This is a genomic window from Phenylobacterium sp., assembly GCF_044371015.1.
GTDB lineage: Bacteria > Pseudomonadota > Alphaproteobacteria > Caulobacterales > Caulobacteraceae > Phenylobacterium.
Genome location: NZ_JBILUK010000009.1, coordinates 20906 through 35928, shown reverse-complemented (window position 1 = coordinate 35928; position 15023 = coordinate 20906). Strand labels below are relative to the sequence as shown.

Sequence of the window (15023 nt, the reverse complement as noted above, 5' to 3'; positions counted from 1 at the left end):
CGGCTCCTCAAGTCGCTGAATCGCGCCGAGAGAGTTGGGCAGACCAACCTCGGCGAACTGAGTATTGATGTTGCGGCCGCCGCGCTCGAACACGCGGAAGATGTCGCCCGGAGGCACCACTTGCCAAGTCGGCAGCGGATAGAGCGTCGGCAATGCGCCGCGCTTGGCCTGTTCTGGCGTCACCGTGCCGTTTGGATTACCTGGAGAGACGATCCGCGCGGGCTCTCCGTGGCGGGTGTAAGCCTCGCCCAGCACATAGTTTTTGAACGGCAAGATGCCGTTGTTGTATGAGCCGCCGCCCCAAAGCATGGCGCCCGTCGCCATCAACGAACGCTCCGCCTTCTCGATCAGCTCCATGTGGCAGGCGCCGCAGGCCTGGCGCGCCACCCGGTAGTCCGAGGGATTCACGAAGCGGACGTACTCGGGGCTTTCCTTGTTCAGCAGCGTGTAGCTGGCCTTGGGGTTGGCCGAACTCGGGAAGCTCCAGGTCTTGGGATACTTGGGCAGCACGTGAGCTTTGTCGCGCAGGGCCACATAGGCCGGAGACTTCGGATCGAGCCCGGCCGCGGCCGTCACTTTAGCGTCACCGCCATGGCAAGAGGCGCACCCCAGCTTCACCGCCGAGGACAGGTGCATGGTCTTGGCGTCACTGTCGGTGTGGCACGAAACGCAGCCCGCGCTGTCAGCGTCGGCCTCCGCGTCGGTCATGTCGAACTTGGCGGCCGGCGCCGCCACATAGGTGCGCTTGACCGGCTTCTCGCCTTCGGCCGCCTTGAGGGACAAAGGCGCCAGCACGGTGACCGCTAGCAGCGCCCCCAGCTTCAGCCATGTCTTCCCTGATTTCAGCATCTTGGCCCTAGAAGGTCAGAATCGCGTTGAGAAGGATTGAATAGTATCGCTTGTTCCGTTCGGTATTGGCGAACAGGTCCTTGAACCCGCTGCCCGGATCGAACGCCGCGGCCGAAGCGCGAAAGACAATGTTCTGGGTCATCATCGGCCGCCAGATCGTCGACACCGACGCGTCCCAGCCCAGCGCCTTGGGGATCGATCCCTCCTGGCGTAGGGCCTTCAACACTGATGTGTCGGCGAAGGCCAGGTGATTGAGGTTGGTCGTGACCCGCAGTTCCGGCGTAACATCGAAGTCCGCGCCGCCGCCCAGCAGAACAGTTCCGGGGTTGTTGAAGTTCGACTGCCCCTCCTCCTTTGAGGATCGGAGGCTGTTCAGCACGCCGTTACGGCCATTGATCCCGATCACCCGTCCGCCGCCAGCGAAAGGAATAGTCTGACGGATCCAGTAGCTAGTGTCCGAGCCCGCGAACTGCGGGTTCTCAAAGATTGAATCAAAGCCGCTTTCGCGATTGTCGTAGGGGTCCCTGTCAGCCGACGCATAGAGGCCCTGCAGGCGGATGCGCGTCCAATTCAGGTCGATTGAGGGTTCAACGGCGAAGAAGTAGCTACGAATCTTGGCCTTGCGCCCGGTGAAGCTGTTGTTCCGGTCTTCTCCGAACGCGTAATAGGCCGAGGTTGTCAGGTTGACCCGCCCCAGCCGCCCGTCGGCGTTATAGCCCAGGTATGTCACATCGTAATCGCGGCCCCGCAGGTCCCCAATCAGGGCGGGACGCACCGGGAAGCCGTTCTGGTCAATCTGGACCCGGTCGCCTTCGCGGTTGCGATTGTGCACCACGGTCACCTGTGAGGTGATGCCCGGGAACGGCAGGTCCTGCCGATAGAGGTTGGCCAGCGCGATATAGTCCGACCGCGGGCGCTGGGTGAGGTCGTTCAGACCTGAGTTGGTGTCCTTTTCCACGCGCTGGAAAACCGCCAGATTGTACTGGAACCGGTTGTTGTCGCGGTTCCCGAACACCCGCACGCCAAGCTGATTATCCTGAAACAGGAAGCCACGGAAATCGCTGGAAAACGGCTGAATGCCAATCCGTACGCTGTCGAAGTCGTACCGATCTGAAACGTTCGCCAGATGCTTGTCGAGAAACAGTTCCTGGACACCGATGAAGGCGTCGTTCCGCCGGCTGCGCTTACTGGGTTCGACATGGAGCACCCGCTTCTCGGGCACGTTCACGAAGTTATCCTGGAAAGCCAGCGCCACACGGTACTCTAGGTCCGGTGGCTTGAACGCGGTTGAACCCTTGATAAAGGCTGCGCCGACGATGAACGTCTGCGCCAGCACCAGACTGGTGTCCTTCCCGAACACGTCCAGGCTCCCTGCACGCTCGGTGGTCTGCACGCCTTGTGGAATCGGGAAGCTTCGCGGTTCGATCACTGTGTCGGAGATCGCCGTGGCCACGAAGAACCAGTCGTGCGTCCCCTTGATCGGTATGTCGCCCTTCCAGAAATTCTGGTTGTAGGGGTCAAACCAGCGGGGCTTGGTTACGCCTAACGCACCGGCCAGCCGCCAGCGGTCGGGGATCGGGACCTCATCGGTCGGAAACGCTTCCGGAGCCGGCGCACGCACCGCGCCCGGATTGGTCTGGGTGACCGGCGGTGGCAGCTCCGGGGTCAAGCCGGGGCGACGGCGGCCTTCGAGAGGTTCGGCGTCCGCGGGCGCCGGGGCGCTGCCCTCGGGTGGCGCCTCGGGAACCGGCGGCCGGGTCGGTGCGCCGACCGCTGCCGGCTTGGCCGCGCCCTTCTCCCCGGACTCGAGGGCCGCCAGCACGATGGGCGCACGCCCTTCAAGGATGTCGTCGATGGTCAAGGCCACCGCCGCGCGAGCCTCCCCCGCCAGCGCGCCAGCGGCAATCAGGGCGAACAGGGATGCCGACGCGCGCATGCCTATTTCCCCTGGCACACGTTCTGGTCGCCCACGTCCAGGAACGGCGCGAACGGACAGCTCACATAGCGCAGCCGAGTCGGGGCCTGGGGCCCGACCACCAGGGTGTCGGCGCGGATCGTCGCCAATGCGTTGCCCACCGATCCCCCCAACTTGGTTGAGGCGTTATGGGTTCCAAGGAACGCGATCATGTCGTCCTGGTCGATGCCGTCGCCGGACACGCCGATGGCCCCCACGAGCCGCCCGCCGCGATAGATCGGCACTCCGCCCGGGAAGATCTGGATGCCGTTCTGCAGCCGGTTCTGGCCCGGCGCCACCTCCGGCAGGCTGGTGCACCGCTGCGGCGTGTCGTTGGCCGAGGCGCCGGTCACAAAGCCCAGGTGCTGAGCCACATTGCCGATAATCAGCGCAGACTGCAGGCCGGTGGAAAGCGGGCTCCACTGGCTGATCGGTCGCGAGAACGGGCCGTTGGCGCGCGCCACCTCGCCATCCGGATAGTAGGGTCTGGCGATGTTGCCGATGGTCCGCGCCGCAATCGCAGTCCGCCCGGTCAATGCGGCTGGATCGGCGAAGAAGTCCCGGGTCTTCTGAACGAAGCCGCGCACATCAGCGCTCGGGTCGGCAAGCAGATCGCCAGCCGCAAACGCACCGGAGAAGAAGCTGGCCGAGCGCGCCTTCTGCGCCGACACGTCTATGCCGAACACCGGTGCATCCGGAGACCGCACGATCCCAAGGATCTGCCCGCGGCTGTCCACCAGGGTAATGGAGACCTCGGCTCGGCTGTCGAGCGGACGACGGATCTGCGCCCGCGCCCGGCTCATGATGGTGAAGGCTTCCTCAAGGATCGCCCGCGCCTCAGCGGCCGACAGCGGGGTCAGGCCATCGGCCGCGTCCGTTCCGCCTCGGATCGGAAACCGCCCGACGCCCGCGCCATTGGTCAGCACCATGGCGGTCGAGATCGAGAACTCGGCCGCTGTCGCCAGCCTCATGCCCGAGGCTTCGGTTCCATAGACCTGTCCCGCCAGTGCGCCGCCACCCGCATAGTAGCCTGTCACCGGCGTAAAGGCGCCGGTTCCGGCCGGCAGGCTCGCAAACGCCGTGGCGCTGGCCGGGCTCGAGCGCAGTGATCCGGCATCCGCATCACTGAAGCGCAAAGTGGTTCCATCCACCGAGACTCGCTCAGCACGGATCTCGGTTGGCGCAGCAAAGCCCGTGGCGGCGGCGACGGCGATCGCCTCCTCCGCATCGTTGTCGATGTCCAGAATGTTCTTGTCGAACCCGTAGTCGCCATCGGCCATCACGCCGACGCCGCCCACCAGCACGCCACCCTTGTATAGCGGAAACCCACCCGGGTCGGCCGACAGTCCCAATGGGGAGCGCCGTGGCCCGACGCTGATCGACGCAGTCCGGGTCGTTACGTCCGAACAAGGCAGAGACGAGAACTGCACCCCGAATAGCGGCCCGCTTTCCAGCCCCACGGTCGTCGGGGCCGGGGGAAAGTGTTCCTGCACGATCTGACTGGCCGTACGGGTCGAGAAGGCATTGCCACCCGACGACAGGTAGGCCCCGGTTACCGCCTTGGCGATGGCGCCCGCCGCAGAAGGCACGACCACGCCCTGAGCATCGAAGTTGGTTCCTGACGGGCCGGCGCGCAGCGTCGCTGTCGCCCGCGCTCCGGTCATCGAGTAGACCGCCAAAACGTTCCCCACACGGTCGGTCACCGCGATCACCGCGGGCAGGTTGCGCGCCCGAGCCTCAGCCACGCCTTGAGCGATGACCTGCTGGACTTCGGCGACACTCAGAGCACTCGCTGCCGGCAAGGTGTAGATCGGCGCCGATCCGCCGCCCGTCGTCGGCGTCGTGGGCGCGGTGGTTGGAACACTACTGCCTCCACCTCCCCCGCAGCCGGCCAACGCCAGCGCGGCGACGAGCAGCGCGCCCCGCGCTCTTGGCTTCATCTGAGCGACCTCGCCGCTTGCGCTGTCTGAGCCAAGGTCGCGCGGAAGGCGTCGGGCCGCCAGCCGTTGGGGTCGCGGACCTGGGCGTAGGCGCGATCCAGCAATGGACGCACCCGAGCCACCGTCCCGCGGTCGGCATCTCCGGAGGCCACGAGTGCATTGAGCAGCGTATCCGCCGCCATCACCGCCTGGGCCGCGCCGGTATAGTCGGTATAGCGCCGCGCCGCCTCGCCGGTCAGGATTGCATCGAGCATCGCCAGCGTCTCAGCCCGAGAGAACGACTGACCGGCGAATGCGTCCGCCAGCGCCCGCGCCGTGCCAGCGAGTTTGGCGGCGGCCCGAAGCGATTCACCCCGGTCGCGAGCCAGCGCTGAGTGGAAGGCGCGGGAATCCGCTTCCAACCGTCCAGCCAGCCCCGGCGCCACAACCTTCGCCGCTGCCGTCAGCATGATGATGTTTTCGTCGTTGAACGGCGGTTGGCCCGAGGGGATCGGACGGCCTGGATTAGCCTGCCAGGTTGGACGGGCGTTCGGATCGTCTGAAATCTGCCGATGGCAGCTGTGACAATCGAAGAAGTAGAGCTCCGGGAACGCTCCGCGATTGCGGCCGGGCTCGGCATAGAGCGTCAGGGCCCGCTCCAGCGCCATGGCCTGACCTACGGCCCAGGTCTTCACGCCGCCCGCATAGCCTTTGCGCTTCACATAGTCGGCATCGACGTCCCAGTGCTTCTGCAGGCTGGAGAACAGGTCGAGCTCGAAATTCACCCGCGGGTGGCCCGCGGCCATGATCTCGTGACTGACGAACTGGCCGGGTTTGGAGCCGCCGAAATGGCAATCGAGGCACACTGCCGCGCGCACCTTCGGGTTCTCCAACGCTTTCATGCCGCGCGCCACATTGTTCAGGTGCGTCCCCTCGACGCCCCGGTGGCTCGCCAGCCAGCCGCTGGACGCCCCGTGACAGGCCTCGCAACCGACGCCGTCCGAGAGCTGGAACCGCGCGCCTCGACGCGTGGGAGGCGCTGGGTCGGCGTGGCAGCCCAGGCACTGACCGGCGACCCCTTCGCCGGTGAGGCCCATCTTGCGGGTGATGGCAACGCCACGAGGCTCATAAACCACGCGGTAGGCCCGACTGTGGGCGCCTGCGACGCTCGAGCGGTCCTGCCAGGTAATCAGTTCGTCCTGACGAACATTGAGACCAGAATCAATCTGGCGGCTGTGACAGGTGGAGCCCGCGCAGGACGCAACGCCCTCATGCACGCCCCCCGATTCCGTCGCGGCGGTCGCGGACGGCCCGAACACCAGAACCGCCGCGCCGGCGGCGGCCGCCACGGCGGCGCAGAACACGCCGACGAATCGCGACGCTCGTGCTCCCCCCATCGTCTCTCCCCCGGCGCACTCGTTACACTCTTAGCGGGCTCGCCACCGCCACCGTAGCCCGAAAGTGCGGGGCGCGGTCAACAGATCGCAAAGCCCTTTTCGCAGCGGAACTTGAGAATCTTTCATCCGATACCGCAACACATCGGGAGAGTCTGCTTAACAACCAGTTCTCCGAGAGCTATGACTCTTGGGGTGGGGTTTGAGAGGTGGGGTATGGAAGGGCTGGATGCTGCGCGACAGCGCCTCAGCCTCGGGTATCGCGCAGGTCTGTTGGCGCTCGCCTCAGCGGCGCTGTCAGCGCCTCACACATCCTTCGCGCAGTCCACGGCGCCGCCCCCTCGCGGCCCGGCGCCCGGCACTAGCGCCGGGGAGCTCGATCCGGGATCGCGCGTCACCCGACCACCGCCGCGCCCGAACCAAGGGGCATTCACCCCGGAGCCACCTGGACCTTGCCCGTTGGAGACCTCCGACGTTCGGGTCACGCTGAATTCCGTCTCGTTTCGAGGATCCACCGTCGTCTCAGAGGGTGAACTTCAAGCAGCCTATGCTGAATATCTGGGCTCGCCGCAGAAAGTCGCCGTGATCTGCGCGATCCGCGATCGGGCCGCACGCATCATATTCGAAAGTGGCGTCCTTGCCCGCGTCGAAATCCCAGAGCAACGCATCGCCGGTGGCGCGCTGGTGCTGGAGGTGATCGAAGCCCACGTGGTCAATGTGCGCGTCAGGGGCGACGTCGGTCCGGTGCAGGACCTGGTCGAGCGTTACGCCGAGAAACTGCGCGGCATGAAGCCCTTCGATATGGCGCGGGCTCAGCGCTACCTTCTGTTGGCGTCTGATGTTCCCGGGGTGCGCGTCCGAGCTGCGGTGCGTCCCTCCACAAGCCCCGAGCGAGGCGCCGTCGATATTGATCTCGCCGTCAGCCGCAAGCCGCCTGAAGCCTTCGGCAAGGTCGACAACACCGGATCGCAATCGGTCGGCCGGTGGTCTGGGCTGGCTCGCGTTCAGTTTGAAGGTTTCACGTCCATCGGCGAAACCACCACGGTGACCGCACTGAGTACGCTTGAAAGGAACGAGCAGTGGTTGGTCCAGGTCGCTGAGACCGCGCGATTCGGATCCGAAGGTTTGGTCGGCCGCGCCAGCCTGACCTACGGAGAGAGCCATCCCGGGGCCGCGCTCAAGCCCATTGATCTGGCCAGTTCGTCCCTTGTGGGCGGTCTGGAGGCGGCCTACCCCCTCCTGCGCACGCGCGATCGCAACCTCTACATCGCCACCGGCATCGACGTGATCGATACGCGCACGACGTCCCAAGGCGGCCAGCCGTTCTCGCGTGACAAACTGCGCGTCCTCTATGCCAGGGCCGACGGCGACTTCCGGACCGAAGCGGTGGGCAGACCGGTTCTTCTGTCCGGGGCGTTGGGGGTTCGGCAAGGCGTTTCGGCCCTAGGAGCGAGCAACCGTGGCGACGCCCGTCTCACGCGGGCGGATGGCGACCCTTCGGCATGGGTGGTGCGCGCTCAGGGCGGAGCCGACGTGGCGATCAGCGATCGCCTCGTGGGCATGTTCCGGGGCCAAGCCCAATACGCCAAGGCGTCATTGTTCCCCTACGAACAGATTGCGGTCGGCGGCCTCACGGTCGGCCGGGGCTACGATCCGGCGGCGCTCCTGGGAGACAAGGGAGTCACGGGCGGCTTCGAGCTCCGTTATGGTCCGTGGCAGTTGCATCCCCAGATCGCCGCGGCGCCGTATGGCTTCTTTGAGATGGGCTACATCGCCAACAACAATATCGGGCGCACAGGCGCTCAGAAGGACCGGGCGCTGAAATCGGTGGGCGCCGGCGTGATCTTCCGGATGTTTAATCGCGCCAACCTGGAGGTGACCTACGCTCGTCCGCTGGATTCAGTCCGCCCCGGGGCAGCGCGCCCGGCGGATCGGGTGCTGATCCAACTCACGGCGAGTCTGCTATGATGTGCTGGGAATTCGGATGACCGCGCACACGCCCATGGTCGTGACAGCCGCCGAGCGCAGGACGTGGCTCTTTGCGCGCACAGCTCTTTGCGGCGTGCTTTTCGGCCTCAGCATGTTCAGCCCGAAGGTCGCATCGGCGTTGCCCACCGGCGGGCTCGCCGAGGTGAATTCGGGGGGCGGCTTGCCGGTTATCGCCAGTTCGGGCGCGCGGACTGACGTGACGCTCAACGCCGCTCGTACGGTCATCAGTTGGACGACGTTCGACGTTCTGCCGGACGAAGTGGTCAGCTTCAATTTTCGCGCGCGGAACGACATCGTCCTGAACCGCATCATCGGCCTAACCCCCAGCAAGATCGAGGGGATTGTCGAGGGCAAGGTGGGCGGCGCCTATGGCGGCAATATCTGGTTCTCATCCCAGAACAGCATCATTTTCGGCAAGGGATCCCAGGTCGACGCCGGAAGCATCATGGTGGCGATCGGCACGCCCGTGGTGTCGGAGTTCCTTGACCCCGCGCGCAATCTGTTCACGTTCCGCGGCGACGACGCCATTCCCGGCGCCCGGATCTTCGTCCTCACCGACGCCAAGCTGACCGCCAATGGCGGCGTAGTGGGCTTTGCGGGCCCCAGCATCGTCACCCGCGCCAATGCGATGGTCTCGGCCACCGGCGGCAGCGTGCTCTACGGCGCAGCGCGCAGTTACCAGATCCGGATGGCACCTGGCTCGGGCGGCGACTTCGATCTGGTCGACTTTATCGTCCCCACCGCTTCGGACGGCACCCAGGCCCCCGTCGCCATCGACCTGGGCGGCGACACCCGAGCCAATTCGGTGTTCCTCGCCGCGGTGAACCGAAACTCGCTTGGAAGCGCAGTGATCAATCTCGAGGGCATGGTCACCGCCCAGGCGGCCAAGGCCGACGGCGGCGACATCGTGCTGTCCGGTAACTCCGGGATCGCTATTCGCGGCTTGGCGGACCCGTTGGCCGACGCCGGCTCCGTCGATGTCTTCCTCAACCGCGCGAATGCCTCGCGCGACATGCTGGTTCAGAACACCGGCCGTATCTTCGCCAGACCCTGGTTGCGCCCACCTGAAGAGACCAAGAACCCGCCAACGCTCCAGGAAGACAAGGACGCGCTGGACAATAGCAACAGCAACGGAAACGGGTTCGGTAACGGAAACGGGTTCGGCAACGGAAACGGGTTCGGCAACGGAAACGGGTTCGGCAACGGGGGCGCGCTGTTGGAATCTGTCGTGCTCGACCGGGCGCTGGTGTCGACACTGTTCGACCCGACGGCGATTTCATCGATCAACACCGGCCGCGACGTAAAGATCGCCGCAACCGCCAGCATCGAACTCGGTCGGGTGGTGGCGGGCCGCGACGTCTCGGTGAAGGGCTCTATCGTTGAGGCCAACAGCCTTATCGCCGCCGGTGACCTCGCAGCGGAGTCGACAGACGGCGACGTGCTCCTTGCGGGTGTCGGCGTAACGCGTAACGGCGCCGTCAAAGGAAAGGTCGACGTCAAGATCGACGCCATCACGGCGCCCAATCGCCTGACGGTCACATCTGGCCGCGACATCACGCTTGGCGATGGAACCTCCTCGGTCGCGGGGGTCATCTCGCTGAATGCGCCGCAAAATGTGCTGGTCGAGTTGGCCTCGGCCAAGATCGATTCCATTACCGCCGGCGTCAGCGCCAACCTGCGCGGCGGCGCCATTGAAGTGAACACGATCGCCGCGCCCCGCATGTTCGCCCAGGCCTCAAGCCTCAGGATCGGAACCGCCACGACCTCCGGCGACTTCTACGCGATCGCCACCAATGGCGACGCGATCGTCGGCTCAGTCACCGCGGGCGATGACATCTTAGTTCTCGCCACGAATGGGACCGCATCCCTGCAGAACGGCGTGATCACCGGCAACGCGCCCGACGTCGTTCAGCAGGAGTTTGTCGGAAACCCGGATCAGGCCGCCAATGGTCGTGTGGTGCGGGTGGAATCCACCAACGGTGATGCGCGCTTGGGCCTCGGAACCGGGGGCGTCACCGGGGCCACCTCCGTCGCCGTGCGCGCCGGCCGGGACGCCGCTGTAGAAGTCGTCAGAGAGCTGCCTGGCGCCTTCTCGGTGATCGCCTCGCGTGACGCGACGCTTCGGGCGCCGACAGTGCGTCTGGACGCCATAACCGCGGGCCGGGATCTGGCGCTCGGCAGCACGGTCGGCGACTTCACCCTGCTGACGAGCCTTAACGCCACCCGCAATGTCACCATCACCGCCGTCGGCGCGCTGCGGGTGGGTGATGTCCGCGCCGATCAAGGCTCGGTGACGCTGCAAGGCTCCAACATCAATGCAGGCGCGGTCAGCGCCAGCGAGGATCTCACGCTACGCGCCACTTCGGGCGGCGTGACGACCACCAGCTACCGAACGGGTCGCGATCTTTTCGTCCAGGGCCGGTCGCTGTCTCTCGGCTCAGCCATCGGACCGACGCCCCGCGACTTGACCATCACATCGCTCGGTGACTTCACGGCCACGTCGCCCCTTACGGCCGGCCGAAACCTGACGTTCGATATCGCGGGTCGAGCCGTGCTGGGCGCAACCACGGCGGCTGGAACCACGCGGATCTCGGCCGGCGACCTTGATCTCACCGGACTGCTGAGCGCCGCCAACGTCCAGATCGAGTCTCGCAACGGGGCCATGCGCGTCGGCGGAGCCTCTGGCGGCCAAGGTTTCGTGTTCGACGCCAACGATTTCGGCCAGCTGCGGGTCCCCGGCGAAACCCGCTTCTTCGCCGGTTCGACCACCGGCGGAACGCGCGGCGACCTCACCCTACAGACACTGACCGTCAACCCGGGCCAGACCCCGAACGTGTCGTTCATGGTGGGATCGGCCAACAACGCCTCCGTCACCGGGCTTGTCGCGCCGACGGCCGACGGCGGCGTGCTGCGGATCGGCTCCGCCGGCGACCTGTCCTGGCGTCCCAACGCTATCCTGGTTTCCGGCGCCGTGGGAGCCGCCACCTTCTCCTCCGGATCCTACAGGGACGTTCGCGCCTTCAACGAGGTCAGGCTGGCCGCGAGCCAGGACATCATCTTCGGCTCGCTGCGCTTCATCACGCTCATACAGGGCACCCCCGTGGCGGACATCGACATCGCGCTCGGCCGTCCGACTGGGGTCGCGCCGACCGGCGATGAGATCGGCCGAGTGTTCGTTTCGGCCGGCAAGCTAGAGGTCTCGTCCGAAAACAAGGTGGTCCAACAGAACACCGCTCCGATCGGATTTGGTCAGGCTGTGGGCGTTTTCTTCACCGGCCAGTCCAGCACCTCTCTGATCATCGATCCGCCCAAGATTGTCGAACTCTGGGGCGCCTTCGCGGTTGGCGGTAACCTGGTGAGCGGCATCAACGCGGTTAAGAGCCTTTCGTTCGAGATTGTGGACGTGAACGGCAATCCGATCAGCCGCCCGGACGGTTCCATATACCGGTTCAACAGCTGCGACGTGAACTCGGGGAGTTGCAACGCCCAGGCGCTAGGTGGTGGCAGCTCGGGCGAAATGATGGGCCAGGTGAACTCAGGCGTTCTGTCCAGTCGAGACGCCCTTCCGCCTCCCCAACGGAGCGGACCAGGCGGCGACGGCTCGCCGGAAGAGGTCGCCTCCGCGGTGTCGGCTGCCGACGCCATTACGGCGCCGCCGGTTATACTGGGCGTCACCCCGCCTACGCCGGAAGAGATTGTGACCGACGCCGTGACCACGGGCACCGGCAGCGAGGAAATCTGGCGAAAGCGCAGGCAGAGACGATGATCTTGCGAGGTCTCCTGGCGACCCTGGCGGCGGCCGCCCTCTTAGGCGGGTCGGCGAGCGCGCAGACGCGCGCCGATCTGATTCCGCTCGGCCAAAGCGCGGCGAGCGGCGCGGTCTGCCAAGCCGTGCGTGACTATGACGACCCGGTGGCGCAGGGCGCAGGGCGGCGCGCTTGGAACATTCGCTGCCGGGGTTGGGAAGGTAATCTGGGGCGCCTCTACACGCTCCCGACGACCGATGCGGTCCAAGCCTGGGAAGGCGCCCTTTCCGGGCGCGTCGACTGTCAGGCCGCCAAGTCTGAGACGCTCACGGGTTTGGGTGCGGCCAACCGACGGGCGTGCCGCAATCGTTCCGGCCAGGCCCCTTACCTCGCCTACGATGCGCGCCGTGGCTCCAACCTTTTCGTCGCCGAGGGCGCGGCTCAACTCGCAGATGTGTTGGAGACCGGGTTGAAGGTGGTCTCGGGCGTCATCAAGCCCCCGGCCGCATCGGAGGTTCAGACCTCGGCCGCCAGCGCCGAAATCGCCGCCGACTTCGGCGGGGCCACCGGCGGCCTCGCCCGCGCCCAAGCCGCCGCAGCGGCGGATCCTGCACGTCTCCGGGCGAGGGCCTACGTCCAGAACAATGAGTGGCGGTTTGAACAGGCCGAGACCGACTTCCAGGCGCTTGTCGCCGACGCCGAAGCGCGCCGCGCACCGCCCTCCGAACTGGCTGAGGCGTTGCTGAATCTCGCACTCAACGTTTCCAACAATGGCAAATTCACCGAGGCTGATCGCCACTTCCGTGATGCCGACGTCCAGGTAGCCCTTGCCGCCGATCCCCTTCTCGCCGCCCAGGCGCGAACCTACCGCGCCCTGCATTTGCGTAATGCTGGTCGGTTCGATGAGGCCGTAGCGGCTGGGCAAGCGTCCCTCCGCGCCAGCCAGGAGGTTCGAGCCGCCCGTGGCCTCAGCGCCGGCGGCCCCGACATCTCTCAAGCGGCCGATGGCGAAGTCGCCATCGGATCCGAGCTGGCATCAGCGCTGAACAACCGCGCCGGCGGCCGCGACGTGCTGGGCGGCAGCCGAGTGTCTCTGTCCGACCGGCTGACCGTCCAGGACGCTCAGGCGCTTGAGGTGGTCGGTTCTTCCCAGGCCGCCCTGGGCGACGTAGCGGCCGCCAGGGAGACTCTGGCGCGCGCCGGCCGGCTGCTCACCAACGCCGAGGCGAGCGGCGCGCTCAATGTCTGGCTCCGCGCCAGGATCGAGGCGGACCTCGCCGAAATCGACCTCGACTCCGGTCAGCCAGCCCAGGCCGTCGCCCGCTATGAGACGGCGGTCCGTACGATCCGGCTGCGCCACGCCGGAACCGCGGCAGAGGGTGGGCTGCTTCTCGACCTTGGGCGCGCCCAGATCGGCGCCGGGCAGGAAGATGCAGCGCTCAACACTTATGCCCGAGCCTTTGATCTCTTTCAGGCGCAGCGGGGCGCCCTGGGCGCTTCCGCGGACGACGCGGCCCCTTACTTCGACCTCCTGCTCAAGCGGATCGGGACCGATGCCGCACGCGCCGATGAGTACAAGGCCCGTTTCTTTTCGGCCGCGGCAGGGGTGATTTCCAACGCCACCGCCCAGACCGTGTCCAAGCTGGCGGCGCGTGTTGCGTCGGGTGATGGTGCGGTCACCGGCCTCGTCAGAGCCCTGGAGGATACCCGACGCGAGCTCCGCGCCTCTGAGGCGCTGGTCGCCAATTTGCAAGCGCAGGACGCGTTTGTGGGCCAGGAGAAAGTCGACCTTGAGGCCCGCCTCAAGACGCTACAGGACCAATCTGACGCGCTGGAAGCGCAACTCCTTGCGGCCAACCCGCGCTATAGCCAACTTGTCTCGTCCGGCGCTTCGCTTGGAGACCTCCAGAAAGTTCTCTCCAGAGACGAAGTCTACGCCAAGATCCTGCTCCTTGATCGCCGGGGCTATGGGATCCTGGTGTCTTCCGACGGTGCTCAACCTTACGCCATTGATGTGACCCGCGGCGATGTCGGCGCGGCCGTGCGTCGTCTTCGGGCGCCGTTTGAAGCTGAAGACACCCTCCCGGCCTTCGACGTGGTGGAGGCCCACAAGCTGTTCCGCACCTTGTTCGGTCCCGTTGCCGATCAGGTCCTGGCCGCGCGCCACCTGATTTATGAGCCGGACGGCGCTTTGATCTCCTTGCCGGTGGCGACGCTGGTGACGGCCGATCCTGCGCCTCTGCTCGCCGGCCTCGAGGCGGGTCAGGACCCGGACTACCGCAAGATCGCCTGGCTCGGCGCCAAGGTGGACTCAGCGCTGGTGTTGTCGGCCGCGAGCTTCATGCAATCGCGCGCCTTCGCCCCCTCGCGGGCGAAGCAAAGCTTTCTGGCCTTTGCCGACCCCACGACCCCGGCTCGCTCCGACACGCGGGCCTACGGCTCTGTCGTCCGCCGCGGGGTCAGCCTGCGCTCTGAACGCGATGTTTCCGACATCTGCGAGAACACGCGACTAGCCCTGCTCGCCATGCCTGCCTTGCCCGACACCGCCGACGAGGTGCGAGCGGTCGCCGCCAGCGTGGGCGGCGCGTCGCCGAACGACATCGTCGTCGGTGCGGGTTTCACCGACGATAGCCTGCGCGCTCGCACCGACCTCTCCGACTACAAGGTCCTCTATTTTGCGACCCATGGTCTGTTGCCACAGCCTTCGGCATGCCTCCCGGAACCGGCTCTCATGACTTCAGTGGGAGGTGGCGATTCCGACGGATTGCTCGACTCCAGTGAAATCCTCGACCTCAAGCTCGATGCCGATCTGGTTGTTCTCTCAGCTTGCGACACCGGCGGCGGCGGCGGCGACTCGGCTACGACGGGCCTGCAGGGCGGCGGCGAGGCCCTGGGCGGCCTCACCCGGGCGGTAATCTATGCTGGCGGCCGGTCGCTCATCGTCTCTCACTGGTCGGTGGACTCGGCGGCGACGGTCAAGCTTATGACCGGCATGTTCGCGTCCGGCGCGCCCTCAAAAGCCCTGGCGCTCACACAGAGCCAGATCGTGCTGCAGCAAGCTGAAGAGTTCTCGCATCCCTACTACTGGGCCCCGTTCACCATCGTGGGCGATGGGTCCCGGCCCCTCCCGGCGGGCGCCGCCCGTGCCGCCGACTAGTTGAGGGAAGGCCGC

General features: G+C 66.3%; 7 protein-coding genes. 3 read left to right on the top strand and 4 right to left on the bottom strand.

The window, feature by feature from the left end:
- From ACIQ3R_RS01805 to ACIQ3R_RS01790, 4 genes are all read right to left on the bottom strand, one after another.
- On the bottom strand, positions 1-849 hold an 849-nt coding region (locus tag ACIQ3R_RS01805), incomplete at its 3' end, for a hypothetical protein (protein ID WP_397414413.1).
- Between the two features lie 7 nt (positions 850-856).
- Complete coding sequence (locus tag ACIQ3R_RS01800; protein WP_397414411.1) at positions 857-2785, bottom strand: hypothetical protein; 1929 nt, start codon at positions 2783-2785, stop codon at positions 857-859.
- Between the two features lie 2 nt (positions 2786-2787).
- On the bottom strand, positions 2788-4743 hold the full coding sequence (locus tag ACIQ3R_RS01795) for a heme-binding protein (protein WP_397414408.1): 1956 nt from the start codon (positions 4741-4743) through the stop codon (positions 2788-2790).
- The gene (locus ACIQ3R_RS01790; protein ID WP_397414406.1) at positions 4740-6119 is read right to left on the bottom strand and encodes a multiheme c-type cytochrome; all 1380 of its coding nucleotides are present in this window, start codon (positions 6117-6119) and stop codon (positions 4740-4742) included. Before ACIQ3R_RS01790 ends, ACIQ3R_RS01795 begins: the two co-directional genes overlap by 4 nt.
- Before the next feature lie 456 nt (positions 6120-6575).
- Here ACIQ3R_RS01790 and ACIQ3R_RS01785 point away from each other — a divergent pair, with 456 nt between their 5' ends.
- Genes ACIQ3R_RS01785 through ACIQ3R_RS01775 form a run of 3 tightly spaced genes read left to right on the top strand, consistent with a single transcriptional unit; the run spans position 6576 to position 15008 of the window.
- Positions 6576-8084 (top strand): ShlB/FhaC/HecB family hemolysin secretion/activation protein, encoded by a 1509-nt coding sequence (locus ACIQ3R_RS01785; protein WP_397414404.1) that lies wholly within the window; start codon positions 6576-6578, stop codon positions 8082-8084.
- A 16-nt stretch (positions 8085-8100) separates the two neighbouring features.
- Positions 8101-11871 (top strand): filamentous hemagglutinin N-terminal domain-containing protein, encoded by a 3771-nt coding sequence (locus ACIQ3R_RS01780; protein ID WP_397414402.1) that lies wholly within the window; start codon positions 8101-8103, stop codon positions 11869-11871.
- A complete protein-coding gene (locus ACIQ3R_RS01775; RefSeq protein ID WP_397414399.1) occupies positions 11868-15008 on the top strand; it encodes a CHAT domain-containing protein in 3141 nt (1046 codons plus the stop codon). The genes ACIQ3R_RS01780 and ACIQ3R_RS01775 overlap by 4 nt, the downstream gene beginning before the upstream one ends.
- The last annotated feature ends 15 nt before the right edge of the window (positions 15009-15023 follow it).